25 protein-coding genes are annotated in these 22,939 nt (G+C 60.7%); 14 read left to right on the top strand and 11 right to left on the bottom strand.

What is annotated here, in order from left to right:
* The first annotated feature begins 3 nt into the window (after nt 1–3).
* Complete coding sequence (gene lolD, locus APH28_RS05910) at nt 4–687, top strand: lipoprotein-releasing ABC transporter ATP-binding protein LolD (RefSeq protein ID WP_177334223.1); 684 nt, start codon at nt 4–6, stop codon at nt 685–687.
* A gap of 59 nt (nt 688–746) precedes the next feature.
* Entirely contained in the window at nt 747–1,988 is a 1,242-nt protein-coding gene (locus tag APH28_RS05905; RefSeq protein ID WP_060508043.1) for a lipoprotein-releasing ABC transporter permease subunit, read from the top strand.
* A gap of 124 nt (nt 1,989–2,112) precedes the next feature.
* On the opposite strand, the gene APH28_RS05900 is transcribed toward APH28_RS05905, so the two are convergent.
* Together APH28_RS05900 and cinR are read right to left on the bottom strand one after the other, a co-directional pair.
* The gene (locus APH28_RS05900) at nt 2,113–3,456 is read right to left on the bottom strand and encodes a heavy metal sensor histidine kinase (RefSeq protein ID WP_177334222.1); all 1,344 of its coding nucleotides are present in this window, start codon (nt 3,454–3,456) and stop codon (nt 2,113–2,115) included.
* Entirely contained in the window at nt 3,456–4,136 is a 681-nt protein-coding gene (gene cinR / locus APH28_RS05895; RefSeq protein ID WP_060508042.1) for a two-component system response regulator CinR, read from the bottom strand. Before cinR ends, APH28_RS05900 begins: the two co-directional genes overlap by 1 nt.
* A gap of 150 nt (nt 4,137–4,286) precedes the next feature.
* Here cinR and APH28_RS05890 point away from each other — a divergent pair, with 150 nt between their 5' ends.
* A complete protein-coding gene (locus tag APH28_RS05890; RefSeq protein ID WP_060508041.1) occupies nt 4,287–4,814 on the top strand; it encodes a plastocyanin/azurin family copper-binding protein in 528 nt (175 codons plus the stop codon).
* Between the two features lie 68 nt (nt 4,815–4,882).
* Nucleotides 4,883–5,713, top strand: a complete 831-nt coding sequence (gene queF / locus APH28_RS05885) for an NADPH-dependent 7-cyano-7-deazaguanine reductase QueF (RefSeq protein ID WP_060508040.1) — start codon at nt 4,883–4,885, stop codon at nt 5,711–5,713.
* Nucleotides 5,714–5,752: 39 nt separating this feature from the next.
* Here queF and APH28_RS05880 read toward each other — a convergent pair whose 3' ends face one another.
* Complete coding sequence (locus tag APH28_RS05880) at nt 5,753–6,016, bottom strand: DUF4404 family protein (protein WP_060508039.1); 264 nt, start codon at nt 6,014–6,016, stop codon at nt 5,753–5,755.
* Between the two features lie 123 nt (nt 6,017–6,139).
* Nucleotides 6,140–6,703 (bottom strand): hypothetical protein, encoded by a 564-nt coding sequence (locus APH28_RS05875; protein WP_060508038.1) that lies wholly within the window; start codon nt 6,701–6,703, stop codon nt 6,140–6,142.
* A gap of 190 nt (nt 6,704–6,893) precedes the next feature.
* On the opposite strand from APH28_RS05875, the gene APH28_RS05870 reads away from it, so the two are divergent.
* Nucleotides 6,894–7,601, top strand: coding sequence for a VacJ family lipoprotein (locus tag APH28_RS05870; RefSeq protein ID WP_060508037.1), 708 nt, complete (start codon nt 6,894–6,896; stop codon nt 7,599–7,601).
* 195 nt (nt 7,602–7,796) lie between these two features.
* Nucleotides 7,797–9,032, top strand: a complete 1,236-nt coding sequence (locus APH28_RS05865; protein WP_060508036.1) for a hypothetical protein — start codon at nt 7,797–7,799, stop codon at nt 9,030–9,032.
* A 21-nt stretch (nt 9,033–9,053) separates the two neighbouring features.
* Here APH28_RS05865 and APH28_RS05860 read toward each other — a convergent pair whose 3' ends face one another.
* Nucleotides 9,054–9,353, bottom strand: coding sequence for a PilZ domain-containing protein (locus APH28_RS05860; RefSeq protein WP_060508035.1), 300 nt, complete (start codon nt 9,351–9,353; stop codon nt 9,054–9,056).
* Nucleotides 9,354–9,622: 269 nt separating this feature from the next.
* Here APH28_RS05860 and rssB point away from each other — a divergent pair, with 269 nt between their 5' ends.
* Together rssB and rssC are read left to right on the top strand one after the other, a co-directional pair.
* Nucleotides 9,623–10,807, top strand: a complete 1,185-nt coding sequence (gene rssB / locus APH28_RS05855) for a two-component system response regulator RssB (RefSeq protein ID WP_060508169.1) — start codon at nt 9,623–9,625, stop codon at nt 10,805–10,807.
* Nucleotides 10,804–11,286 (top strand): anti-sigma factor antagonist RssC, encoded by a 483-nt coding sequence (gene rssC / locus APH28_RS05850; protein WP_027919583.1) that lies wholly within the window; start codon nt 10,804–10,806, stop codon nt 11,284–11,286. The genes rssB and rssC overlap by 4 nt, the downstream gene beginning before the upstream one ends.
* 82 nt (nt 11,287–11,368) lie before the next feature.
* Here the strand turns inward: rssC and APH28_RS05845 are convergent, their stop codons facing one another.
* The 4 genes from APH28_RS05845 to dusA form a co-directional block, all read right to left on the bottom strand.
* Nucleotides 11,369–11,824 (bottom strand): transposase, encoded by a 456-nt coding sequence (locus APH28_RS05845; RefSeq protein ID WP_060508034.1) that lies wholly within the window; start codon nt 11,822–11,824, stop codon nt 11,369–11,371.
* 148 nt (nt 11,825–11,972) lie between these two features.
* Nucleotides 11,973–13,814: an alkaline phosphatase D family protein gene (locus tag APH28_RS05840; RefSeq protein ID WP_060508033.1), complete on the bottom strand. Its 1,842-nt coding sequence runs from the start codon at nt 13,812–13,814 to the stop codon at nt 11,973–11,975.
* A gap of 95 nt (nt 13,815–13,909) precedes the next feature.
* A complete protein-coding gene (tal, locus tag APH28_RS05835) occupies nt 13,910–14,836 on the bottom strand; it encodes a transaldolase (RefSeq protein WP_060508032.1) in 927 nt (308 codons plus the stop codon).
* A 292-nt stretch (nt 14,837–15,128) separates the two neighbouring features.
* Nucleotides 15,129–16,124 (bottom strand): tRNA dihydrouridine(20/20a) synthase DusA, encoded by a 996-nt coding sequence (dusA, locus tag APH28_RS05830; RefSeq protein ID WP_060508031.1) that lies wholly within the window; start codon nt 16,122–16,124, stop codon nt 15,129–15,131.
* Between the two features lie 167 nt (nt 16,125–16,291).
* Between dusA and APH28_RS05825 the strand changes: the two genes are divergently transcribed.
* Both APH28_RS05825 and APH28_RS05820 read left to right on the top strand, forming a co-directional pair.
* Complete coding sequence (locus APH28_RS05825; RefSeq protein ID WP_060508030.1) at nt 16,292–16,951, top strand: hypothetical protein; 660 nt, start codon at nt 16,292–16,294, stop codon at nt 16,949–16,951.
* A gap of 157 nt (nt 16,952–17,108) precedes the next feature.
* Entirely contained in the window at nt 17,109–17,915 is an 807-nt protein-coding gene (locus APH28_RS05820) for a hypothetical protein (RefSeq protein ID WP_060508029.1), read from the top strand.
* Nucleotides 17,916–17,975: 60 nt separating this feature from the next.
* On the opposite strand, the gene APH28_RS05815 is transcribed toward APH28_RS05820, so the two are convergent.
* Both APH28_RS05815 and APH28_RS05810 read right to left on the bottom strand, forming a co-directional pair.
* Nucleotides 17,976–18,578: a phosphatase PAP2 family protein gene (locus APH28_RS05815; protein WP_060508028.1), complete on the bottom strand. Its 603-nt coding sequence runs from the start codon at nt 18,576–18,578 to the stop codon at nt 17,976–17,978.
* A 150-nt stretch (nt 18,579–18,728) separates the two neighbouring features.
* Nucleotides 18,729–20,486, bottom strand: coding sequence for a phosphoethanolamine transferase CptA (locus APH28_RS05810; protein ID WP_082432265.1), 1,758 nt, complete (start codon nt 20,484–20,486; stop codon nt 18,729–18,731).
* 455 nt (nt 20,487–20,941) lie between these two features.
* Between APH28_RS05810 and APH28_RS05805 the strand changes: the two genes are divergently transcribed.
* The 4 genes from APH28_RS05805 to APH28_RS05790 all read left to right on the top strand — a co-directional run bounded on the left by APH28_RS05805 (nt 20,942) and on the right by APH28_RS05790 (nt 22,828).
* Nucleotides 20,942–21,199, top strand: a complete 258-nt coding sequence (locus tag APH28_RS05805) for a hypothetical protein (protein WP_060508026.1) — start codon at nt 20,942–20,944, stop codon at nt 21,197–21,199.
* A gap of 191 nt (nt 21,200–21,390) precedes the next feature.
* Nucleotides 21,391–21,678: a DUF3077 domain-containing protein gene (locus tag APH28_RS05800; RefSeq protein WP_060508025.1), complete on the top strand. Its 288-nt coding sequence runs from the start codon at nt 21,391–21,393 to the stop codon at nt 21,676–21,678.
* Between the two features lie 215 nt (nt 21,679–21,893).
* The gene (locus APH28_RS05795) at nt 21,894–22,184 is read left to right on the top strand and encodes a hypothetical protein (RefSeq protein ID WP_060508024.1); all 291 of its coding nucleotides are present in this window, start codon (nt 21,894–21,896) and stop codon (nt 22,182–22,184) included.
* A gap of 11 nt (nt 22,185–22,195) precedes the next feature.
* Entirely contained in the window at nt 22,196–22,828 is a 633-nt protein-coding gene (locus tag APH28_RS05790; RefSeq protein ID WP_060508023.1) for a hypothetical protein, read from the top strand.
* Nucleotides 22,829–22,939 lie beyond the last annotated feature (111 nt).

Here is a 22,939-nt window from a genome sequence, read left to right as displayed (position 1 = left end):
CGCATGAGTGATAAAGCCGTTCTGAGTTGCCGCAACCTGGGCAAGTCCTACGACGAGGGCCCGGAGTCCGTGCAGGTGCTGGCCGGGCTCAACCTGGAACTGCACGCCGGTGAACGGGTGGCCATCGTCGGCAGCTCCGGCTCGGGCAAGAGTACCTTGCTCAACCTGCTCGGCGGCCTCGACCGGCCGACCCAGGGCAGCGTATGGCTGGCCGGCCAAGAGCTGTCGGCCCTTGGCGAGCGCGCCCGTGGGCTGCTGCGCAACCGCGAGCTGGGCTTCGTCTACCAGTTCCACCACTTGTTGCCAGAGTTTACCGCCATGGAGAACGTGTGCATGCCGCTGCTGATTGGCCGCACCGCCATCCCGGAAGCCCGTGAGCGTGCCGAAGCGCTGCTCAAACGGGTCGGCCTGGGCCATCGCCTGCACCACAAACCGGCCGAACTGTCCGGTGGCGAGCGCCAGCGCGTGGCGATTGCCCGTGCCCTGGTCAACCGCCCTGGCCTGGTGATGCTCGACGAGCCGACCGGCAACCTCGACCACCACACCGCCCAGGGCATCCAGGAATTGATGCAGGAGTTGTCCAGTGCATCGCGTACCGCCTTCCTGGTGGTGACCCACGACCTCAACCTGGCGCGCCAGATGGACCGCGTTCTGAAGCTCGACGACGGCCACCTGGTGGCGATCTGACCGAGTGCACGGGGTGGCGATGCCGCCCCGTTTTCCCGTTTTAATTGGGTGTTTCCTACATGTTCAGACCCTTGCCCATTTTCATCGGCGCGCGCTACACACGGGCCAAGCGCCGCAACCACTTCATCTCGTTCATTTCGATGACCTCGATGATCGGCCTGTCGCTGGGCGTGCTGGCGATGATCGTGGTGCTGTCGGTGATGAACGGCTTCCAGCGCGAAATGAGCTCGCGCATTCTCGGCCTGGTGCCGCATGCCTCGATCCTTGGTGTGCAGCCGCTGGACGACTGGCACAAGGCGGCTGACGCTGCGTTGCAGAATCCGGCGGTGATGGCTGCGGCGCCGATCACCGAGATGGAAGGCATGCTCTCGTACAAGGGGGCGATGCAGCCAATTCAGGTCAGCGGCATCGACCCGGCTGAGGAAAACAAGGTTTCCATCGTTGGCCAGCACATCGTCCAGGGCCGCCTGCAGGATCTGCAGCCGGGTGAGTACGGTGTGGTCATCGGTGAACTGACTGCGCGACGTTTCCGCCTCAATACTGGCGACAAGCTGACCCTGATCGTGCCGGAAATCAGCAAGGAACCCGGTGGTATCACCCCGCGTATGCAGCGCCTGACCGTGGTCGGCATCTTCAAGGTCGGTGCCGAACTGGACGGCTCGCAAGCCTACATACACGTGGCTGATGCCGGCGAAATGCAGCGTTGGGTGCCCGGCCAGGTACAGGGCGTGCGCCTGAAGCTGCACGACCTGTATGCCGCGCCGCAGGTGTCCAAGGCAATCGCTGGCGGCCTGGGCGATGGCTACCGCGCCGATGACTGGTCGCACACCCAGGGCAGCCTTTTCAGCGCCATGAAGATGGAAAAGACCATGATCGGCCTGTTGCTGCTGATGATCATCGCGGTGGCGGCGTTCAATATCATCGCCACCCTGGTGATGGTGGTGAACGACAAGGGGCCGGACATTGCCATCCTGCGTACCCTGGGCGCCACGCCGGCGCAGATCATGGGCACGTTCATGGTTCAGGGCAGCCTGATCGGTATTGTCGGCACGCTGATTGGCGGTGTGCTCGGGGTGATTGCTGCGCTCAATGTCAGCCAGATCGTCGGCTGGCTGGAGCGGGTGAGTGGGCAGCACATCTTCACTTCTGATGTTTACTTTGTCAGCAGCCTGCCGTCCGAACTGCAGGGCGGGGATGTGTTGATGATCTGCGCTGCCGGGTTGGTGATGAGCTTCCTGGCGACCATCTACCCGGCGTATCGGGCGTCGCAGGTGCAGCCAGCGATTGGACTGGCGGTTTGATGTTTGCCTGAGATTGTGGGGGCGCTCTGCGCCCTTTTCGCGACACAAGGCCGCTCCTACAGGTCATGCACCCTCCTGTAGGAGCGGCCTTATGTCGCGAAAAGGGCTGCAAAGCAGCCCCATTTCACCGAGTTCCAGGTAACTCGATCACAAACCTTGTCCAGCCATCCTGGCTTTGTGCCTTAATGATCCCGCAATGGGCCAGCACGATCGACCGGGTAATCGCCAACCCCAACCCCGCATGCTCGCTGACGCCTTCCCGCCGAGCCGGGTCCACCCGGTAGAAGCGATCAAACAGGCGCGGTAATGCCGCAGCTTCGATTGCCACCCCGGTATTGGCCACGCAAATCCGTACCCCCGGCTCCAATGTCACCCGTATCTGCCCGCCTGCGGGGGTAAAGCGCAAGGCATTGTCGAGCAGGTTCGACAGGGCCCGGCGCAGCATGTGCCGGTCGCCCTGCAATACTGCTTCACCCTCGCGCAGCAGTTGCACCTCATTATCCTCGGCCAATGGCGCGTAGAACTCCAACAGCGCATCCACGTCTTCGTGCAAGGCCAGCGCCGTCTGCCCCGGTACCAGCAGCCCGTGGTCGGCCTTGGCGAGGAACAGCATATCGTTGATCATCTGCGCCATCCATTGCAGTTCTTCGAGGTTGCCATGAAGGGCCTCGCGGTATTCTTCCAGGCTGCGCGGGCGGGTGAGGGTGACCTGGGTGTGGGTCAGCAGGTTGGAAAGCGGCGTACGCAGTTCGTGAGCGATGTCGGCGGAGAACGCTGACAGGCGCTGGAAGGCGTCGTCCAGGCGTTGCAGCATGGCGTTGACGGTAGTGGCCAACTCTGCCAGTTCCTCGGGCATCTGTGCCACCGGCAAGCGCGTGGTCAGGGAGCGCGCCGACACGCTGGCGGCCACCTGGCCCATCTGGCGCAAGGGGTGCAGGCCGCTGCGTGCGGCCCAGGCACCGAGCAGGGCAGTGGCCAGGGCCGACAGCCCGACGGTGAGCCAGATCAGGCGCTGCATGCCCTGCAGGAAGTGCTGGTGATGGGTGATGTCGAGAAACAGCGTCAGTTGCGCTGATGTCTTAGCGTCCGCTGGCACGGTGAGGCTTCGGTAATCGACGCCGTCAGCGTGCAAGGTTGTCAGCGCGGACGTTGATGGTATGGCTGGCAGGCTGTCGCGGCTGGCGAACCAGTTTGCCCCGCCGGGGCCATCGATGCGCAGCGCCAGGTCTGCCTGATGGCTGAGTTCATTGCGCAGCGCTGGCAAGCGGCCTTGCAATTGATCGAGGTCCTTCACGCCGGCGAGCTGGCTGCGAAACAGGGACAGGCGCGACTCCAGCAACTGCTGGTCCAGCTCGACGAAATGCTGCTCGCTGGCACGGTTGAACAGCAGCCCGGCGCCCAGCGACACGGCGGCGGTGCAGGCGGCAAACAGCAGTGCCAGGCGCGTGCCGAGGGAAAGCCTGCGCATCAGTCGTGGCGCTCTTCGAGTACGTAGCCCATGCCGCGTACGGTATGGATCAGCTTGTTCGGGTGCGGGTCGTCGATCTTCAGGCGCAGGCGACGTACTGCCACTTCGATCACATTGGTGTCGCTGTCGAAGTTCATGTCCCACACTTGCGAGGCGATCAGCGATTTGGGCAGCACCTCGCCTTGGCGGCGCAGCAGCAGTTCGAGCAGGGCGAACTCCTTGGCGGTCAGGTCGATGCGCGTGCCGGCCCGTTCGGCACGGCGGCGGATCAGGTCCAGGCGCAGGTCGGCGAGGGTCAGGGTGGTGTCCTGGCTGGGGCTGGCGCCGCGGCGCAGCAGGCTGCGCACCCGGGCCAGCAGCTCGGAGAAGGCGAACGGCTTGACCAAATAATCATCGGCACCCAGCTCCAGGCCATGCACGCGGTCTTCGACGGCGTCGCGGGCGGTGAGGAACAGCACCGGCGTGTCCAGCCCGGCCGCGCGCACGGCCTGCAGGATCTGCCAGCCGTCGCGCCCGGGCAGCATCACGTCGAGGATCAGCAAATCGTGGTCGCCGGTTAGAGCCAGGTACTGGCCGGTCTCACCGTCGGTGGCCAGTTCGGTGGCGAAGCCGGCTTCGCTCAGGCCCTGGCTCAGGTATTGGCCGGTGCGGGTCTGGTCTTCGACGATCAGCAGTTTCATGGGGCTCCTGCAGGGTAGGGTGATGGCTGAAATGATACGTGACGATGTGCCTGCTCGCCCAAACTGACAAAGTTGTAATCTTCCTGTCAGCCAAGCGCCAGCCACACCTTTCTAGAGTGGCCTCATCCTGCTGTGATCTTCGGAGTCATCATGAAACACCTGTTCATCGCCGCCGCCCTGGCCCTGGTCAGCCTGCCCACCCTGGCAGGCGAGGCGAAAACCTTCGCATTCGGCGAACCGGCCCCGGCTGCCAAGGCCACCCGCACTGTCGAAGTGGTGCTCAAGGACATCGCCTTCGAGCCCAAGAGCCTGCACGTGAAGGCGGGCGAGACCGTGCGCTTCGTGGTCATCAATGAGGGCAAGTTGCCCCATGAGTTCAACCTCGGTGACAAGGCCATGCATGCCGAGCACCAGAAAGAAATGATGGCCATGCAGGGCAAGCTGTACAACGCGGCCATGCAGCATGAGGGCATGGACCATTCGCAGATGGGCCACATGCCGGCCAAACCGATGGACCACGGATCCCATGGCCACAATGGCGGCAACACCGTGCTGGTGCAACCCGGCCAGCGCGCCGAGCTGACCTGGACTTTCCGCAAGTCGGCGCCCATCGAGTTCGCCTGCAACGTACCTGGGCATTACCAGGCCGGTATGGTCGGGGAGCTGACCATCGAGTGACTGGCACTCCAAGGCGGGGGGCAAAACCGGTAGACTAGGGGCAATTTCGAACCTTCAGGTCAGTTTCCATGCATCCCGCCGCCGAACATTCCCCGCTGGGCAAATCCAGCGAATACATTGCCACCTACACGCCTTCGCTGCTGTTCCCGATCCCGCGCACGGCAAAGTGGGCAGAGTTGGGTGTGACCGCCCAGACCCTGCCGTGGCAGGGCGTGGACTACTGGAACTGCTTCGAGCTGTCGTGGTTGCTGCCCTCGGGCAAACCGGTGGTGGCCATCGGTGAATTCGCCATCCCGGCCGACTCGCCGAACATCATCGAGTCGAAGTCGTTCAAGCTCTACCTCAACTCGTTGAACCAGACCGTATTTGCCTCGATCGGCGAGCTGCAGGCGTGCCTGGTGAAAGACTTGTCGGCCGCCGCTGGCAAGCCGGTGGGGCTGCAGGTGCGCACGCTGGCTGAAGTAGAGGCCCAAGGTGTGGTGGCGTTGCCGGGGCAGTGCATCGATGGGCTGGATGTGGCGATCGACAATTACGAGCAGCCACAACCCGAGCTGCTGAGCTGCAACCCGGAGCGCATTGTCGAAGAGACCGTGCACAGTCACCTGCTCAAATCCAACTGCCCGGTGACTGGCCAGCCGGACTGGGGCAGCGTGGTGGTGGAGTACAAGGGCAGGGCGCTCGACCATGCCAGCCTGCTGACCTACCTGATCAGCTTCCGCCAGCATGCTGACTTCCATGAGCAGTGTGTGGAGCGGATCTACCTGGATTTGAAGAACTTGCTGCAGCCCGAGCACCTGACCGTGTATGCGCGGTATGTGCGCCGCGGTGGCCTGGATATCAACCCGTACCGCAGCACCGGGGCGATCAGCCCGGCGAACCTGCGATTGGTTCGCCAGTAAGTTCTGTGTAAATGGGGCCGCAAAGCGGCCCCAGCTGTTTCAGATCCCCATGCTGTGCAGCGAGTTGGCAATGCTGCGCAGGGTGGCGGTCAAGTCCGGGTGTTCGGCCTCGAAACGTTCAATCGCCAGGTTCACCCCATCGACCACGTTGTTGTCCGGCGTGGCTTCTTCGAGCTTCAACTGCGCTTCGATCTGCCTGGCCTCTTCGTGCAGGGCGGCCAGTTCTTCATCCGTAAGCGGTACGTTACGGTCCAGTTGCTCGCGCAGGCTGTTCAAGCGCTCTTGCAATTCGCGGGCAGGCATTGGCAATTCTCCATCAATGGCTTGGCAAGGCATGGACCTCAGCGAAGCGGCAAAGGTTCTCGCCTGTCTCCTAGCGTAATCCACTCGCTGGCGCTTTGCATGATTCGCATCAATGGGGCTGTGTCAGGGTTTTTCACCCTTGCTGCAGCGCAGGGCGATGTCGGCAAGGCAGGTGTCCAGCTCTTCGAGGTGGTCGATCACCGAGTGCACGCCCAGGCTGAACAGGGCCAGGGTGGCCTTGCCGCGGGCCAGATCCTGCTCTTGTTGGGTCATGGCCTGCCATTGCGCGGAAGTCAGGTTGCACGAGGGGCTACAGCCTGCCAGGCCCACCGTCCACAGTCCGGCATTGAGGCCTGATTGCAAGAGCTTTGGCTCACCGCTGACCAGTACGCAGCCCTCTAGCCGTTCGCTGTCCAGGCTCATCAAGGCTTGCCAGCAGGCGTTCGGTGCCGGCCAGCGCACGCCGTTGACCGAGTGGCCTGGCAGCCAGTCCGGCAGTACACTGGCCAGGCGCCTGCTTTGCAGCGCGCTCAGGTCGTCCAGCCAGATGCACGGCACTTGGGCGTGGCGCAGACCGGCCAGCGTGTCGAGAGCGCCAGGGGCGGGCAGGGGGCTGCCGTCAGTGGCCTGGACCAGGCAGCCGCGCAGGCCGAACAGCACAGCGGTAATGGCGGGGGCAGCGAGCATGGTAACGTCCCTGAAATAGCCCGCAGGCTATTGGACGATTGTTACCGTGCTGTGACGGGCAACAGATGTTCACAATTTATTGAGCAAAAATGTGTAAAGCTGTTTATCAGCCTACAAGGCTCTATACTGCCGCCGTACAGCAGCGCACCCGTTGCGCCTGCGGCCGAGAATTTCGATGGAGAAACATCATATGCGCAGGATTGGTGCCGGTGTGATCGAGCGAGTCACCCAGGCCTTTGTCTGTGCCAGCTTGCTGCTGGCGCCCGTGGCAGCTACCCATGCCGCCACCGAGGAAGATCCCTGGGAAGCGGTCAACCGCCCGATCTTCCGTTTCAACGACACGATCGACACCTATGGCCTCAAGCCATTGGCCAAGGGTTACCAGTGGGTCACGCCGCAGTTCCTGCAGGATGGCATCCACAACATGTTCAACAACGTCGGCGATGTCACCAACCTTGCCAACGACGTGCTGCAGTTCAAGCCCCATGCGGCGGGCGTGGACACTGCGCGGTTGATCGTCAACACCGTGTTCGGCATTGGCGGCTTCTTCGATGTGGGCACCAAAATGGGCCTGCAGCGCAACGACGAAGACTTCGGCCAGACCCTCGGTCACTGGGGCGTGCCCAGCGGTCCGTATGTCGTAATCCCGCTGCTGGGCCCGAGCACGGTGCGTGATGGCCTGGCCAAGTACCCGGACAGCTACACCGAACCCTACCGTTACATCAACGATGTGCCAGTGCGTAACTCGATCTTCGCCCTCAACGTGGTCGACACGCGGGCCAGCCTGCTGTCGGCCGAGAAGCTGATTCAGGGTGACAAGTACATCTTCATCCGCAATGCCTACCTGCAGAACCGCGAGTTCAAGGTCAACGATGGCGAAGTCGAAGACGACTTCTGAGTTAAATGGCGCCTGAATCAGGCGTCGATTATAAGTCTTTTTCAAAAGAATCCGGCACTTGTGGAAGTGTCGGATTTTTTCGTTAACTGATGGGGTCAACTTCTCGGGCATCCTGCACCTATCATTTTTACCAGTATCATCTTCTTGCCTTGGGCGCTATAAGTGTTGCTTGCTTACTTCAGAGGAGTGCTTGCAATGACCAGTATGGCCAAACAGGCAGGTGATCTTGATCCCGATTTCAATGGTGGGAAGGTCGATCTTTCTCATTTGGGCTTTAATCCTGTATTCATGAATCAACTCAGGCCAACGCCCGATGGCGGTGTCTTGGTCACCGCAGAAGGGTTGAAGGGTGAGCGATTCATCAGTAAGTTTACCTGGCAAGGTAAATTAGATCAGGGGTTTCGCGGGAATGGATATTTCGCAATATCACCGCAGCAGCAACTTCTCGTTGCGGCGGATGGCGGCTTTTATCTTGTTGATAAATTGTCTGGAACACAGATTTTCGTAGAAAAATTTTATGCAAATGGTCAGCACGATGAGCGCTATGCAGAAAAAGGCAAAGCCATTGTCGACTTCGCAAAAGCCGGTGTGGAGCAACTGATTGATTCGAGAGGTCCCTGGCATGTTCCTGCCCTGGGTGCGAATGTGCGAGCCGCGCTGGACGGTGGATCGCTTTACGTCGTGTCGGCGGGATACTGGGGTGGTTTTGACGGCTATCGGACCGTGCTCGCACGCTTGGATGAAGACGGGTCGCTTGACACACGCTTTGGCCAGGAAGGTTTTGTCTTGTTCGATCGTCCGGGCGATAAATTCAATTTGCCGGATACGGTGCAGGTACAGAAAATTTCCGGGCGGCCGGCAAATCTACTCCTGAGCGTTTCTGAAGTAATGCCTAGTATCGCTTGGGAGCCGGGATATAACATTTATCTGTATCGTATTACAGGTGCTGGCTCATTGGATGAGACTTTTGGTGATCAGGGCGCAATTACTGTGTATCAGGATGAATGGCTGCGTTTTGATTTTTTTGTAGATGAGCAACAAACGCTCAAGACTCGGCATCTCTATAATTTTGATAGGCTTGAGGTTAAGGGCTGGACGGTAGACGGTCGGCAAGACGAGTCTTTCCAGGAGTGGTCGATTTCCATGCCGCCAGATATAAATATTGGAGTGGGTTTGAAATCGTACGGTGCAGGCGAAAATTACCGCGTCGTACACTTTGGTTATCAAATTGACGGTCCGCTTGGAAAGCGAGATGTGTACCGCTACCTGGCTAATGGACAGGGGGACCCTGCGTTTGGCGAAAATGGCAAGGTTACACTTGATGTCAGAGAGTCAGGCTGGGGGATGAATGTAGAACTGCAGGTTGTACCTGATGTACATGATCTGTTTTTCACAGCTCTGGATGATGTGTTCCGTTTGAAGGGCTCCTGAGAGGCTAGGCTCTGGCAGGGGTCAGTGCATCGCAAGTATGCGCAAGCCTAACTTGTGTTGCCCGCCGGGCTGATCGGCGATCCACACTACCTCGGTGCTGGCGTGCAGGCCCTTCAGTGCGGGGTGATCGGAGTCGATGCGCACTTCCAGGTGGTCACCGACCGTGAATTGCTGCGGCGCCTGTACCTGCATGCCGCCGCTGGAAAGGTCCAGGCACACGGCGGCGACCACCTGCCCCTCGTGCAACAGGCTGACCTCGGTGTCGATGCGCATGCGGATGAAATCGCGTTTCTCGCTGTGACTGGAGGGCGTATGGGGCATGCTGCATCCTTCCCAATAGTTAGTACTGGTCGCATTCTTATAACTCTCGGCGATTTGCCCTGTAAAGAGCAGCGAACTCGACCGACGTATGCTTGAAACGCCTGGCGGATGGGAGTACCGTCTGCGCCTTACGAGGTATCTCGACTGGTTGCCTGAGCCGGCTTCTTGGCCTACAACTCAAGTAGAGCGTTACCACAGAGTATTCCAGCAGTTGGATGTCAGCCTTGCAGACGCCCCTGCACCAACCCCAATCGGCGCCGTTCGCCCACATGCAGAATATCAGTGCAACGCTGCTGATCATCGATGATGACGACGTGGTCCGTGCGAGCCTCGCCGCCTATCTGGAAGACAGTGGCTTCAGCGTCCTCCAGGCCGGTAATGGCCAGCAGGGGCTCCAGGTCTTTGAAGAACACCAGCCCGACCTCGTGATCTGCGATCTGCGCATGCCGCAGATGGGCGGCCTCGAACTGATCCGCCAGATCAGCGAGCGCGCGCCGCAGTTGCCCGTGATCGTGGTGTCCGGTGCCGGCGTGATGAGCGACGCGGTCGAGGCCTTGCGCCTGGGGGCCGCCGACTACCTGATCAAGCCGCTGGAAGACCTGGCCGTGCTCGAACACTCGGTACGCCGGGCGCTCGATCGTTCGCGTCTGGTGCTGGAAAACCAGCGCTACCGCGACAAGCTGGAGGCGGCCAATCGCGAACTGGAGGCCAGCCTGCACCTGTTGCAGGAGGACCAGACCGCGGGTCGCCAGGTGCAGATGAACATGCTGCCCGAAAGCCCCTGGAAGCTTGGCGAGTTCACCTTCGAGCACCAGATCATCCCGTCGCTGTACCTGTCAGGCGACTTCGCCGACTACTTCCGCGTGGATGAGCGGCGCATTGCCTTCTACTTGGCCGATGTCTCCGGGCATGGCGCGTCGTCGGCGTTCGTCACGGTGTTGCTGAAGTTCATGACCACGCGGCTGTTGTTCGAATTCAAGCGCAGCAGCAAGCTGCGTGAATTCAAGCCTTCGCAAGTGCTCAGCCACATCAACCGCGGCCTGATCAACTGCAAGCTGGGCAAGCACGTGACCATGGTCGGCGGTGTGATCGACGAAGAAACCGGCCTGCTGACCTACGCCGTGGGTGGCCATCTGCCGCTGCCGGTGCTGTATACCCCAGGCGAGGCCCGTTACCTGGAGGGCCGAGGCCTGCCGGTCGGGTTGTTCGACGAAGCGACCTACCAGGACCTGGTGATCGAGCTGCCGCCGCAGTTCAGCCTGAGCTTGATGTCCGATGGCATTCTGGACCTTTTGCCGGGGCATACGCTCAAAGATAAAGAAGCTTCCTTGCCGGATATCGTCAAGGCGGCGGGTGGTAGCCTGGATGGGCTGCGCCAACGATTCGGATTGGCTACGCTTGGGGAGATGCCGGATGATATCGCCCTATTGGTGTTGAGCAGGAACCTTCAATGAGTACCGGTAGAATCCAGTTCGCCGAGCAAAGCGGTACCTTTGTACTGAAATTCGTCGGTGAAGTGCGCCTGACCCTGTGTTCGGCGCTGGATGCGACGATCGAGAAGATTTTCACCGCACTGAACTTCTCGACCATCGTCATCGACCTGACCGAAACCGAAAGCATCGACAGCACCACGCTGGGCCTGCTTGCCAAGCTGTCGATCCTGTCGCGGCAGAAGGTGGGCCTATTGCCGACCGTGGTCACCACCAACCCGGATATTTCGCGCCTGCTGCAGTCCATGGGCTTCGACCAGGTGTTCAACATCGTCGACCGCCCGGTGCCGCGCCCTGAGTGCCTGACCGACCTGCCGTCGCAGGACCAGAACGAGGACGTGGTGCGCTCCAAGGTACTGGAGGCGCACAAGATTCTCATGGGGCTCAATGACTCCAACCGCGAAGCCTTCCATGACCTGGTGAATGCGCTGGAGCGGACCTGATCGCTTTCGGAATTCCAGCCCCGCCTCTAGGTCTGACCCGGCCTTTGTAGGAGCGGGCTTGCCCCGCGAAAGGGCCATCAGCTCACACCCAAATCGCCTCCCAGTGTGGGTAGTCTCGCGCCCGCGTCACCAAGCCAGCCCTTATCGGATTGGCAACGATGTACCTTGCTACCTCTCGCACCTGCTCTTCCTTACGCAGCGCACGGTCGTAATAGCCTGGTTGCCATATTTTGCGCCGCGGCATACCCGCTTGATAAAGCGCATGGCTGCTGCATGATTTGAACCGGCGCATCAACTGGCACAGGGTTCCAGTTTTCAGTTCGATCAGCCAATGCACATGATCCGGCATGACGACCCAGGCCAAAGACTGGGACAAACCATCAGTATCGGTTTTTCGCAGTTGAAGAATCACGGCTCGGGCGAAGCGCATCTGAGTAAAAAAGTGTTGTCGTTGTTGGGTGACAGTGGTGAGCAGATAGAGACTGCCAGGTTGAGAAAAGCGGCCACGCCGCAGGAGGTGGTTGTGGGCACGGTCCATGTGCTGTCCCTTGATGAGTGTTCAAGGCAAACATAGGTCACATGGCTGGGGCTTGAGGCGGGAAATGTTTGCGGGATATTGGTTGCCAGTACGGGCCCTTCGCGGGGCAAGCCCGCTCCTACAGAGCCCGTGACCCAGCCAAGGATCTTCACGCTCTACGGGAAAACTCGGTCGCTTCGCCTTCATCCGCACTCAGCTGAAACACCCGCGTCGGCCGCCCCTGCTCATCGAACATTACCAGCCCCAGACCTGCCCCATTCCATAGTCGTTCGCCCGCCTTGCTGCGGCTGGGCGTGCGCGGCACGACCTCCATCTGCCGTCGCTTGGTAAACCAGTTCAGCGGTGAGCGCGGCGAATACAGCCAGCGGTTGAGCCGGTCCAGTACGTCCAGCAAGCGCCGCGGGAACTCGTTCTTTATCCCGCTGCTGGTCACCTGCCACAGATGCGGGCTGCGCTGGCGATGGCGAATCAGCACCTCGTAGACGAACGAATAGTGCACATCACCCGACAGAATCACGTAATGCCCCGGTGTGCGCGAATGGCGGAAGATGTTCAGAATCACCTGTGCCGCGCCACGGTGGGCCATCCAGTTCTCGGCATCCACCAGCAACGGGTAGCCCAGCCAGCTGAACACCCTCTGCACGGTTTCAATCAGCTTGACGCCAAAGATCGGTGCCGGTGACACGATGATTGCCGAAGGGTGGTCCAACAGCGCCTGCTGCAGCTCGCACAGCGCTTCCCAGTCGAGCAGGCCGGATGGCGTGCCCAGGTCGTTCTCGCTGCGCCAGCGGCGCGTGCGGGTGTCCAGCACCCGTAGTGGTGGCTCGCTGGGCAGGCTGTACTGCCAGCCCTGAAAGCGCAGCAGCTCGCCGATCAGTTCGTCCTGCTGGCGGGGCAGCGTCTGGCACTGCCCGACCAGCCCGTTGCAGCCATCCGGGTCATTGCCCCAGGCCTGGCACAGCAGATAGCCGAGCAGCGCATTGCCGATGATCCGCCGCGAGAACGGGTGGCCGTAGGCGGTTTCTTCCCACTGCGCCGAAAGGTTCCAGTCGTCGGTGATGTCGTGATCGTCGAAGATCATCAGACAGGGCAGGTGGGCCATCGCCCGGGCCACCTGGCCCAGGTTGGCGGCGAAGGCCTCGATCAGCGGCAATTCCTCGCAGTAGCGCTGCTGATGCCGAGGGCTCAGGCCTGTAGGCATATTTAGGTCGATCAGCCTCCAAGGCTGCGGCGACCACACCAGCAGGTACATGGCCATGACCTCGGCGAAGGTCACCAGGTGGTTGTCGGCATTGCTGGAGGAGAAGATCGGCTTGCGCTTGCCGCCGAAGAAGCGCTCACGCAGGGTTGCGTTGCTCTCCTGGGCGGGCAGCAGGTCGGCGCGATGGTAGTAGCTGGCCGGGTGGCGGTAGAGCGCCTGGCTGTCGGTAACCACCGCGCCGTCCAGCGCTTCGTCGAACAGCCCCAGGCGCTCGATCAGCGAATGGATGGCGCGCAGCATCGGGCCGGCGACGTCGTCGGCGTAAACCTGGTCGCCGGTCATCATCAGCACGGCGGGGCGGTCTTCCGGGCTTTGGCAGGTCTGCAGCAGGCGGTCGGCGCAGAGCAGGCCATCGGCGGCTGGATGATGCGGTTTGCGACAGGACCCGTGCAGCAGTTGGTCGAGGCGGTCGCGCAGCACCAGGCTTGGGCGTTGGCTGCCAGGGTAGAGCAGGTACGGGGCCCAGCCGGCAATCCCCTGGCCGTCGATCAGCAGGTCGTACTCGATGGCGACATTGCGCGGCAGGGGCTCGGCGAAGTGGACGTCTAGCAGGTGAATGAAGGCGTGCTGGCCGACAGCGACGACCTGGCAATTGACCTTGGCGCTGGCGTCGAGGATGAATTCGGGCTGCAGGGGCTGGCTACCGACCAGCCAGACGGCCAGCCTTTGCGGTTCGAGGCGGCGCAGTACCGGGCCGGCAAGTACGAGGGGCAGTGGAAATGAGGTCATTTTGCCTTTGAATTCAGGACGCGTTCACAGCCCGCTGAAACAAAACGGGCGGAAATGCTGAACATTTCCCGCCCGCCTGGCAAACCTTAGATGTATCAGGCTTTTTCAGCCATCAGCTTCTCGAGTTTTTCCTGGTCGCGGGCAAACTGGCGGATACCTTCAGCCAGCTTCTCGGTGCCCATGGCGTCTTCGTTCATCGCCCAGCGGAACTGGCTTTCGTTCAGTACCTGTTTGGCTTCACCGGCATTGCCCGGCTTGAGAATGCGCGGCAACTCGCCCTGGTCGCTGCTCAGTTTGTCCAGCAGGTCTGGGCTGATGGTCAGGCGATCGCAGCCGGCCAGTTGTTCGATCTGGCCGAGGTTGCGGAAGCTGGCGCCCATGACCACGGTGTCGTAGCCATTGGCCTTGTAGTAGTTGTAGATGCGTGTGACCGACTGCACGCCCGGGTCTTCGGCACCGACGTATTCCTGGCCGGTGCTCTTCTTGTACCAGTCGTAGATACGGCCCACGAACGGCGAGATCAGGAACACGCCGGCATCGGCGCAGGCCTGGGCCTGGGCGAAGGAGAACAGCAGGGTCAGGTTGGTCTGGATGCCTTCCTTCTCCAGTTTCTCCGCGGCGCGGATGCCTTCCCAGGTGGAGGCCAGCTTGATCAGCACGCGGTCTTTCGACACGCCTGCGGCTTCGTACAGGCTGATCAGCTGGCGCGCCTTGTTCAGCAGCGCCGGCTCATCGAAGGACAGGCGGGCGTCCACCTCGGTGGAAATGCGCCCCGGGATGACCTTGAGAATGCCCGAGCCCACGGCCACGGCGAACTTGTCGCAGGCCAGGTCGACATTGCCCTTGGCATCGGCCTTCACCTGCTTGAGCAGCTCGGCATAGCCCGGGATGGCGGCGGCCTTGAGCAGCAGCGACGGGTTGGTGGTGGCATCGACCGGTTTGAGACGGGTGATGGCATCCAGGTCCCCGGTGTCGGCGACCACGGTGGTGAACTGCTTGAGTTGTTCCAGCTTGGAGGTCATGGGCGTGCTCTGTCCTGTGCATTTACTCGACATTACCCGAGGCCCGACGGGCGCTCAAGAGGCCAGTAGGGCGGGGCAGAATTGCCGAAGGTGATGATTCGAGTCAGCAGCTCGCGCGAGGTTCCCAAGCTATTCCAGATCTGGCGCGTACTCGTTGAAGGAGCGGCCTTGTGTCGCGAAAGGGCTGCAGAGCAGCCCCGACAATCTATGGGTCGACTCTAAGTCCGAGGGGCCGCTCTGCGGCCCTTTCGCGACACGAGGCCGCTCCTACAGGACAGTGTCGGGCTTGAGGTCAACGCCCCTGCATCAACTCCGCCGCCTGGTCGAACACCTTCAGCGGCTCCGCCGCTTTGTGAATGTCCGCCGACAACAACTGCCGGAACCGCCGTGCGCCCGGGAACCCCTGGCCAAGCCCCAGGATATGTCGGGTAATGTGGTGCATCGCGCCGCCACTCTCCATATGCGCCACGATATAAGGCCGCAATTGCTCCAGTGCCTCGCTGCGTCTTACCACCGGCGCTTCGCTGGCAAACAGCTGCTGATCCACCTCGGCCAGCAGGTAAGGGTTGTGGTACGCCTCACGCCCCAGCATCACGCCATCGAAAATCTCAAGATGCGTCTGGCACTCCGCCAGGGTCTTTATCCCGCCATTGAGCACGATCTCCAGGTCCGGAAAGTCCGCCTTCAATTGCGCGGCGACGTCATAGCGCAGCGGCGGGATCTCGCGGTTTTCCTTCGGCGACAGCCCTTCGAGAATGGCGATCCGCGCATGCACGGTAAAACTCCGGCAACCGGCCTCGCGCACCTGACCGACGAAATCGCACAGTTCGGCATAGCTGTCGCGGCCATTGATGCCGATGCGGTGCTTTACCGTTACCGGCGTGGATACCGCATCCTGCATGGCCTTTACGCAATCGGCCACCAATGCCGGGTGGGCCATCAGGCAGGCGCCGATCATGTTGTTCTGCACCCGGTCGCTCGGGCAGCCGACGTTGAGGTTGACCTCGTCGTAACCAGCTTCCTCGGCCAGCTTGGCGCAGGCGGCCAGGTCAGCCGGCACGCTGCCGCCCAACTGCAGGGCCAGCGGGTGCTCGGAGACGTCATGGCGCAGGAAACGGTGGGCGTCGTTGTGAAGCAGGGCTCCGGTGGTGACCATTTCGGTGTAGAGCAGGGTGTGCTTGGAGAGCAGGCGCAGGAAGAAGCGGCAGTGGCGATCTGTCCAATCCATCATCGGCGCGACGGAAAAACGCCGGGAGAGTGGGGCGGGTGTGCTGGAGATTGGGGACATTGGTGTAGAAAATCGGTGTGGCTGGGAGGTGGGGGGAGTTTATCAGGAATGACCGGGTGGGCTCAGAGATATCCGGCGTACCACCTCATCCAGTGTGGGATTAAGCAAGACAGCCATGCAATCGGCTGATAGCATCTGGCTATCAGTCAGACTTAGGAAGGGACCCCATGCTGAAGAAAGTCGCGTCATCCATTCTCGTTGCCGGCGCCTTGTTCGCCTCCGCTCAAGGGGCTTTGGCGGAAGAAAAGCTGTTCAAGAACTACGTCTACCAAACCCCGCTCGCAAAATTCACTGAGGCTGCCGGTTACTACGACTGCTCCGAAGACGTCGGTGGGACCGCGAGGTGTATCGACGATGTCGATTTCCTGGAAGAGAAATTCACCGTCGCGCTGATCTTCTCTGGTGGCAAGCTGATGATGGTTTCACTGATCAGCCCGTTTGATCAAAACGCGTATGCCAAAGCTATCGCAGGGCTTTCCAACTCATTCACGCTGGTTTCCATGAACGATGAAAAGTCCATCCTGGATGTGTTTGATACTGCGAGAAACTCGAGAAGCAAAGAAGAACTGACGACGAAGATTTCCAATTTTGAGCAGGTCGCCCTGGCATCCGGCAGTCTGACTTACACCTTTCTCGAAGGGCTGAGCGCTGAAGGGCAAACCAATGCAGTGAGTGCGTTGGCTACTGCACCAGAGAATATTCGCTCCGCTGAGTTGGTGATGGCTGGGCAAGGTGCGGATGCGGGGATAATTATTCGGTTTACGTTTCCTCGGTTAGAGGCGAATAAGGTTCTGGCTGAGTCCAAGAGGCCTGTTGAGTCGTTTTGATGTGTTGATGCGTTGCTCCTGAGTGACATTGTGGGTTGGGGCAACGATCGGGGCCGGTGGCGCGGTCAGTCAGTCCGCGCAGATCGGCCTTGAGATAGAGTTTGCCTTGGTTTACCAAGCGTGCCGGGCGTTCGCCCGTTATCAACGAGGATTTCACGTGCTCTTCAAACTTCCGACCCTGGTGCTCGGCCTCGCGCTGGGCGCCACGGCCCAGGCTGCCCCCAGCGCCGAAACCGAGGCGGTGTATCAGCGCGCCATGCAAATGGCTCAGGCCAACGAGCACTGGCTTGACCGGCTGGTGGAGCAGGAGAAGAACGGCCAGCTGGACAAGCAGATCATGATAGAGGCCGCGGCGGATCTGGAGGGCAAACTGGCCGCCTTCGAAGCCGAACTGCATAAGGCTAGCGACGGTGGCCATGCCGTTGCCACCTACCTGCTCGGCAACATGGAGGAGCGTCGCAAGACGCTGCAGTCTGGGCATTATGAGGCCAAGCATGCCCAGGCCTGCGCGCTCTACCAGCTCGCAGCCGATCAAGGCCTGCTTGCAGGTGCGGTAGCGGTATTGCGTGACTGCGACCGAGCTTCCATGCGCTTTCAGTTCGACGACCCGCAGTTGCTGCGCATGCGTGAGCAGCTGCAGGCGGCGCTGGACAAGCCTGACCCTTTTGCGCGGGAATACCCACTGCCGGCCTTGAACTCATTTTGCTTCAAGCCGTTCAAGCGCCCAGAGTTGCATACACAGCGGCCGCTGGGCGCGCTAACTGAGAGCATGGCGCCGGTGCTGCTGGAGCTGGACCAGTACCGAGCCGACGCCCATTATCTGCTGGCGGTCAAGGGGGACCCGAAAACGTCGATGTTGCGCGAGCATTACAAGAAGATGCTGGCCCTGACAGGTGACTGCCTCGACCCCCTTGGGTTGGCTTACGCTGATGAGGTGGAGCGTAAGAAAGCCGCGCAGCATTGATGCGAAGTGGCCGGGCGGGCCTGCCCATTGCCAGGATGGCGATGTAATCTCGGTTGCATTTCACCCCCGCAACCAACCCGCCCTGATCGGCACCGCCATCAGGCTGCGATAGCACCGCTCCGCCAGGCCAGTGAATGGCTGGCCGATACGTCGCCAGATGGGCGAGAACCCCGAGTAAACCAGGAACGAAACGACCATCCCTCCCACCATGTCGAGCGGGAAGTGCACGCCCAGGAAGACCCGCGCCCAGGCGACACTGAGCCCGGTCAGCAGAATGATCAGGCCCCAGCCCGACAAACCATCCAGCAGCAAGGTCAAGCCGATGCAGCCGAAGACTGTCATGTGGTCGCTAGGGAAAGACGAATCAGGTGCGTGCAGCATCCACGTATGCCCCAACCCGATCATGAACGGCCGTGGATGCGGCCAGACCGCGCCGATCACCTGACTGACGACCAACGCAATCACTGTAATCAGCGTCGCCTTGAGCACCAGCCTGCGTTCTCCACGGTGCCCCCACAACCAGAAGCCCAGCAACAATACGGGAAGCAGAAAGATCAGCCCCTTGGCAATACCAATGGCGAGCAGGATCACCCCGTGGGGCGTGTCACTGCCGGCATTGATCAGCAGGAAGAGGGAGCGGTTGAATGTTTCGATTTCGCCCATGGTGTGTTGCCCTGCCGTGCGTTCAGACGCTGTATGGATTCAAGTAAAGCTGCTTGCGTGCATTGCGCAGCAAACCGGTAAAGAAAAAGCCGATGGCGTGATCAGGGAGCTCGCCATCGGCCTTCAGAGCGGTGGGTATCCGTCCGCTCGTTACGGCTGCGAATTGGCCGCAGTCTGTTGAGTCTGCTCCGGCTTGTCCTGCGGCAGCTGGTCGAATTCATGCAGCCCATCCTTGCGGTAAGGGTCGCCAATCCAGCGCGGCATTGGCGTGAACTGCGCGCTCACCAGGCTCTTGGCTGGCTCGTACCTGTCGTAGCTCAAGCCTGCCAGGTCCGACAGCGTATGAATCAGGTGCGAGCTGCTGTAGGAACGGTTGGTCATCGACTGCAGGTCCCGTGGGTGTTCGGCCTGCCAGCTTGGTGACGTCCACAGCAGGAACGGCACGGTGTACATCGGCCGGGTCGGCGCGCCTTCGTTGCGGCCCAGGCGGTCGTGGTTGCCGGAGCTGTACACGTCTTCGCCATGGTCGGACAGGTACATCAGGAAGCCGTTGGGCGTGGTTGCCGAGTACTGCTTGATCAGGCTGGACACTACGAAGTCGTTGTAGCGCACGGCGTTGTCGTAGAAGTTGTAGGTTTCAACCTGTTCATCGGTCAGTGCATCCGGCGCACCCTTGCGGTCGGTGAAGTGCTGATACGCATCCGGGTAGCGGTACCGGTAGTCCATGTGCGTGCCCAGCAGGTGGACGATGATGAACTTCTTCGGCGCCGGGTCCTTCAGGGCCTTCTCGAACGGCGGCAGCACCACTTCGTCGTACTGGCTGGCGTTCTGGTTGCGCTGGTTGTTCAAGTACACCGGCTCGTCCGTCTGCTGCGAGAAGGTGGTGAGCATGGTGTTGCGCTTGGTCATGGTCTGCTGGTTGGTGATCCAGAAGGTCTTGTAGCCCGCCTGTTTCATCAGGTTCATCAGCGACGGCTCGGTGAGGAAGCGGTCGGGGTGTTCTTCGTCACCGAAGGTGAGGATCTGCTGCATCACCTCGATGGTGTACGGGCGCGGGGTGACCACGTTCTGAAACACGCTCAGGCTCTTGTCGGCGGCGGCCAGTGCATCCAGGTTGGGAGTGGTGTCGCGGTTGTAGCCGTACAGGTGCATGTGTTCGCGGGTGGTCGACTCACCGAGCACCAGCACCAGGGTGCGCGGGGCTTCGCCGCTGCTGTCCTGGAGGTTTTGCAGCGGGGGCAGGGCGGCGTTCTGGGCCAGCAGGTTCTGCATGTTGTTCAGCTGCTGCAGGTATTGGCGGTAGCCGACCACCAACTGCCAGGGCACGGCAGGTTCCATGCGCTGCTGCACTTTCTCCACCGCGTCGGCGAAGTTGCGCTCTTGGGTGACCATCTGCTTGTAGAACGGCAGCACCAGGTTGGCCACCAGCAACAGCACCACCAGCGGGATGCGGCTGCGCAGGCGCAGGGTGACCGGGCGCACGCGGGTCCACAGCAGTACGGCGCCCACGGTGTAGGCCAGCAGGCCGAGCATCAGGCCAACGCTGAAGTACTGGCTGAAGTATTCGCCCGCTTCGGCGGTGTTCGACTCGAACATCACGAAGATGACGCTTTGCGAGAATTCCTGGTGGTAGATGCCGAAGTAGCTCAAGCCCACCAGCGAGGCAGCCCACAGCACCACGCCGATGACGGCGGCGACGGTGCGGGTAATGCGGGGCAGCAGCAGAACCGGGACGAACCACAGGGTGCTGAGGAACAGCGCATCGCGGAAACCGGCGAAACCGGTGGTGCCGCTGAACAGCAGCAGCGCCTGGGTGACGCCGGAGAAATACCAGAAGAACAGCAGGAGCCAGCCCAGGCCGGCCCAGTCCACGCGCTTGGGCGCGGATGGGGATGCAGTGTTTGCCACGTGTGCCTCGTAGAACCATGGCGGCAACCAGGAGGGTGGGCTGCCGGAAAGGCAGAGAGGCTAGAGCGTGGAACGTGAAAATTACGTTAATGAAAGATGGAAAGAATCTTAACAAAGCATTACGAAAATGCCGAAAGTGGGTGGCTCCTACAAAAGAAGAAACAGATTTTTCCTCTGGCTTGTAGGACGCGTCTGAATCAGTCTTTGGGGCATTGCGGTGGAAGTTTTAGCTACCTAGTCTGGCGGTGCCGTTGCAAATACAACGGCCGGGTCTGCAAGCCTGTCGAAGCCTCAGAATGTGTACTCACCGTGTTCTATGGTGGCTGCGTACGGGTGACCTTATGGTCAGCCGGGAATTCTCGAGGCCTCGGTCTTGCAGGCCCGTATGCAGCCGCCACCCATTTCTCTGCAAGCGATGGGCAGTGGTTTCTCTCACAACGCCTCGAGATATGACCATGCTCAAGATTGTGCCTGATCCACCCTTCACCCCTGATGCATCCCATTACCTCGAAGACACCCTGGTCGAGGCCACCGAGTACCTGCTCTGCGGCTTGGCCGTGGCCCAGCAGGCCGTCACCACGCTACCCAAGTCACCCGCCACCGTCATGACCCTCTCGATGATTCATGAGATGGAGGCAGTTCGCACGTTGCTGGAGTCGGCGATTGCGCAGGTGCAGTTGAAGCGGCCGCGGCAGGTGCACACGCTGCACTGAGGTGTTGGCTCATTCGGCTGATGGCTCGGATAGAGGTGTTGCCTGGGCAATTGCATTCGCGGGTAAACCCGCTCCCACAGGGATCGCGCAAGGTCTTGATTCTGCGCAAGGCTTAGGCCCGACAGAGTACCTGTGGGAGCGGGTTCACCCGCGAAGAGGCCATCAGCCTCAGCAAATGAAGAGGATTGAGAATGGACAAGGAACTCCCCGAAGCAACCAGTAGGCTTGGCGTCACCGTCGGCTCGGCCACCTGCCTGGAAGGCGTGGCCAAAGGCAAACGCCTGTTCCGGGTCGAACCCGGCAACTGCTGCGACCACGCTATGGCGCAGGCCTCTGTACTGATGGACTGCTCGCGCCGCGCCTCCTTCATCGGCGTGATGGACGACGAACCCGCGCTGGTCTGGGCCTCGCACTACCTGTGCGAGATGGCCAAGGCACTGATGGACGATGCGCACCTGGGCGTGCTCAAGAGCAACTGAAGCCACGTCACAGCGGCATTCGAAACATTGCGCAAAGCCCTGAAAGCGACGGTTACATTGCTGCGCGCCGTCGCTTGAGCAAAACGCCCATAGTTCATCCGGTATTCCGAATTCACTTCACTGCCTGGTCGAGGCGCCGTTGGTCGCCTCGGAGTAACAGGGGTGGCATCGACTCGGGTTTTGTACGATGATTTTCGTATTGGTAGGAATGAATGATGGAAATCGGCTTCAGGAAGGCCAGGCGGGCAGTGATTGCTGCTCTTGAATCAGGCAATTATCTGCACGTTTCCCGCGGTGATATCGAAGTGAAAAACCTGCTGGCCTCAGGGGCCCTTTCTGCCAGTGAGGTTGCCGACATCATCCGTTCCTGCAAGGAAGTGCACCACAGCAGCAGCCCTCACCACAGCGTCGCTGCTATCGAAGTCCATGTGATCAAGCGGCTGGGGTGGTACATCAAGTTCTACTTCATCGAACCAGACACCTGGTTCATCAGTGTTCACCAATGAGTAACCCGATCATGAAGATCCTGTTCGAAGGGGAGACCGGCAAGGCACTTTGTGAGCATTGCCAGGCAGTGGTGCACACCCACTACGCCCGCCGGGACGTACCGTTCAGTGATGGCCAGGGTATCGCCAAGGATATTCTTGTGGGCGTATGCAACCAGTGCGATACCGTGGTGGCCATTCCCCCGCAGTCAACGCCTGCCATTCGAGAGGCACGCAAGCAACAATTGAAATCCATCGAAGCGCGTTTGCCCGCCGTTTACCTCGATGTGCTGGATGCTGCCATGCAAGCGGTCAGCTGCGAGGCTGGGGCAAATCTGCGCAAGCTGTTCCTCGCTCACTACTTCCAGCTCCTGGTGCAGAGTCACCAGAGTGATCAGTTGCAGCCTGCCCATGAAGCGTTCATCCGGAGCCTGGAGCAGCATTGGCGCGAGCGTGGGTTGGCGCCTTCCACTTCGACCCGTCGTCTGTCGATGAAAGTTAACACGTACATGGCAGAAGATTTCATGGCCCTGCAGGAGCAGACCCAAATGAATCAGACCGAGTTGCTCAAGTCTGTCATCGCGCGGATTCAAGCGGATGTACTGGAGGTTAGGGATCAAAAGGTAATCCATACCTTGCAGCATTTGGCCCGGCTGGCGGTGTAGGTGTTGGCTGGCTAACAGTGTTTCAGCAGCTTGCCTTGCTGCAGGCAGGCAACTCTCCCAAACCTGTTCGTCATCTCGTTGAGCTGAAAGCACTTTATGCCCTGGCACGGT

Origin of the sequence: Pseudomonas sp. NBRC 111124, from assembly GCF_001320245.1 — a bacterium.
Classification (GTDB): domain Bacteria; phylum Pseudomonadota; class Gammaproteobacteria; order Pseudomonadales; family Pseudomonadaceae; genus Aquipseudomonas.
The sequence above is the reverse complement of the archived record's forward strand: the minus strand, read 5'-3'. Positions and strand labels throughout refer to the sequence as shown.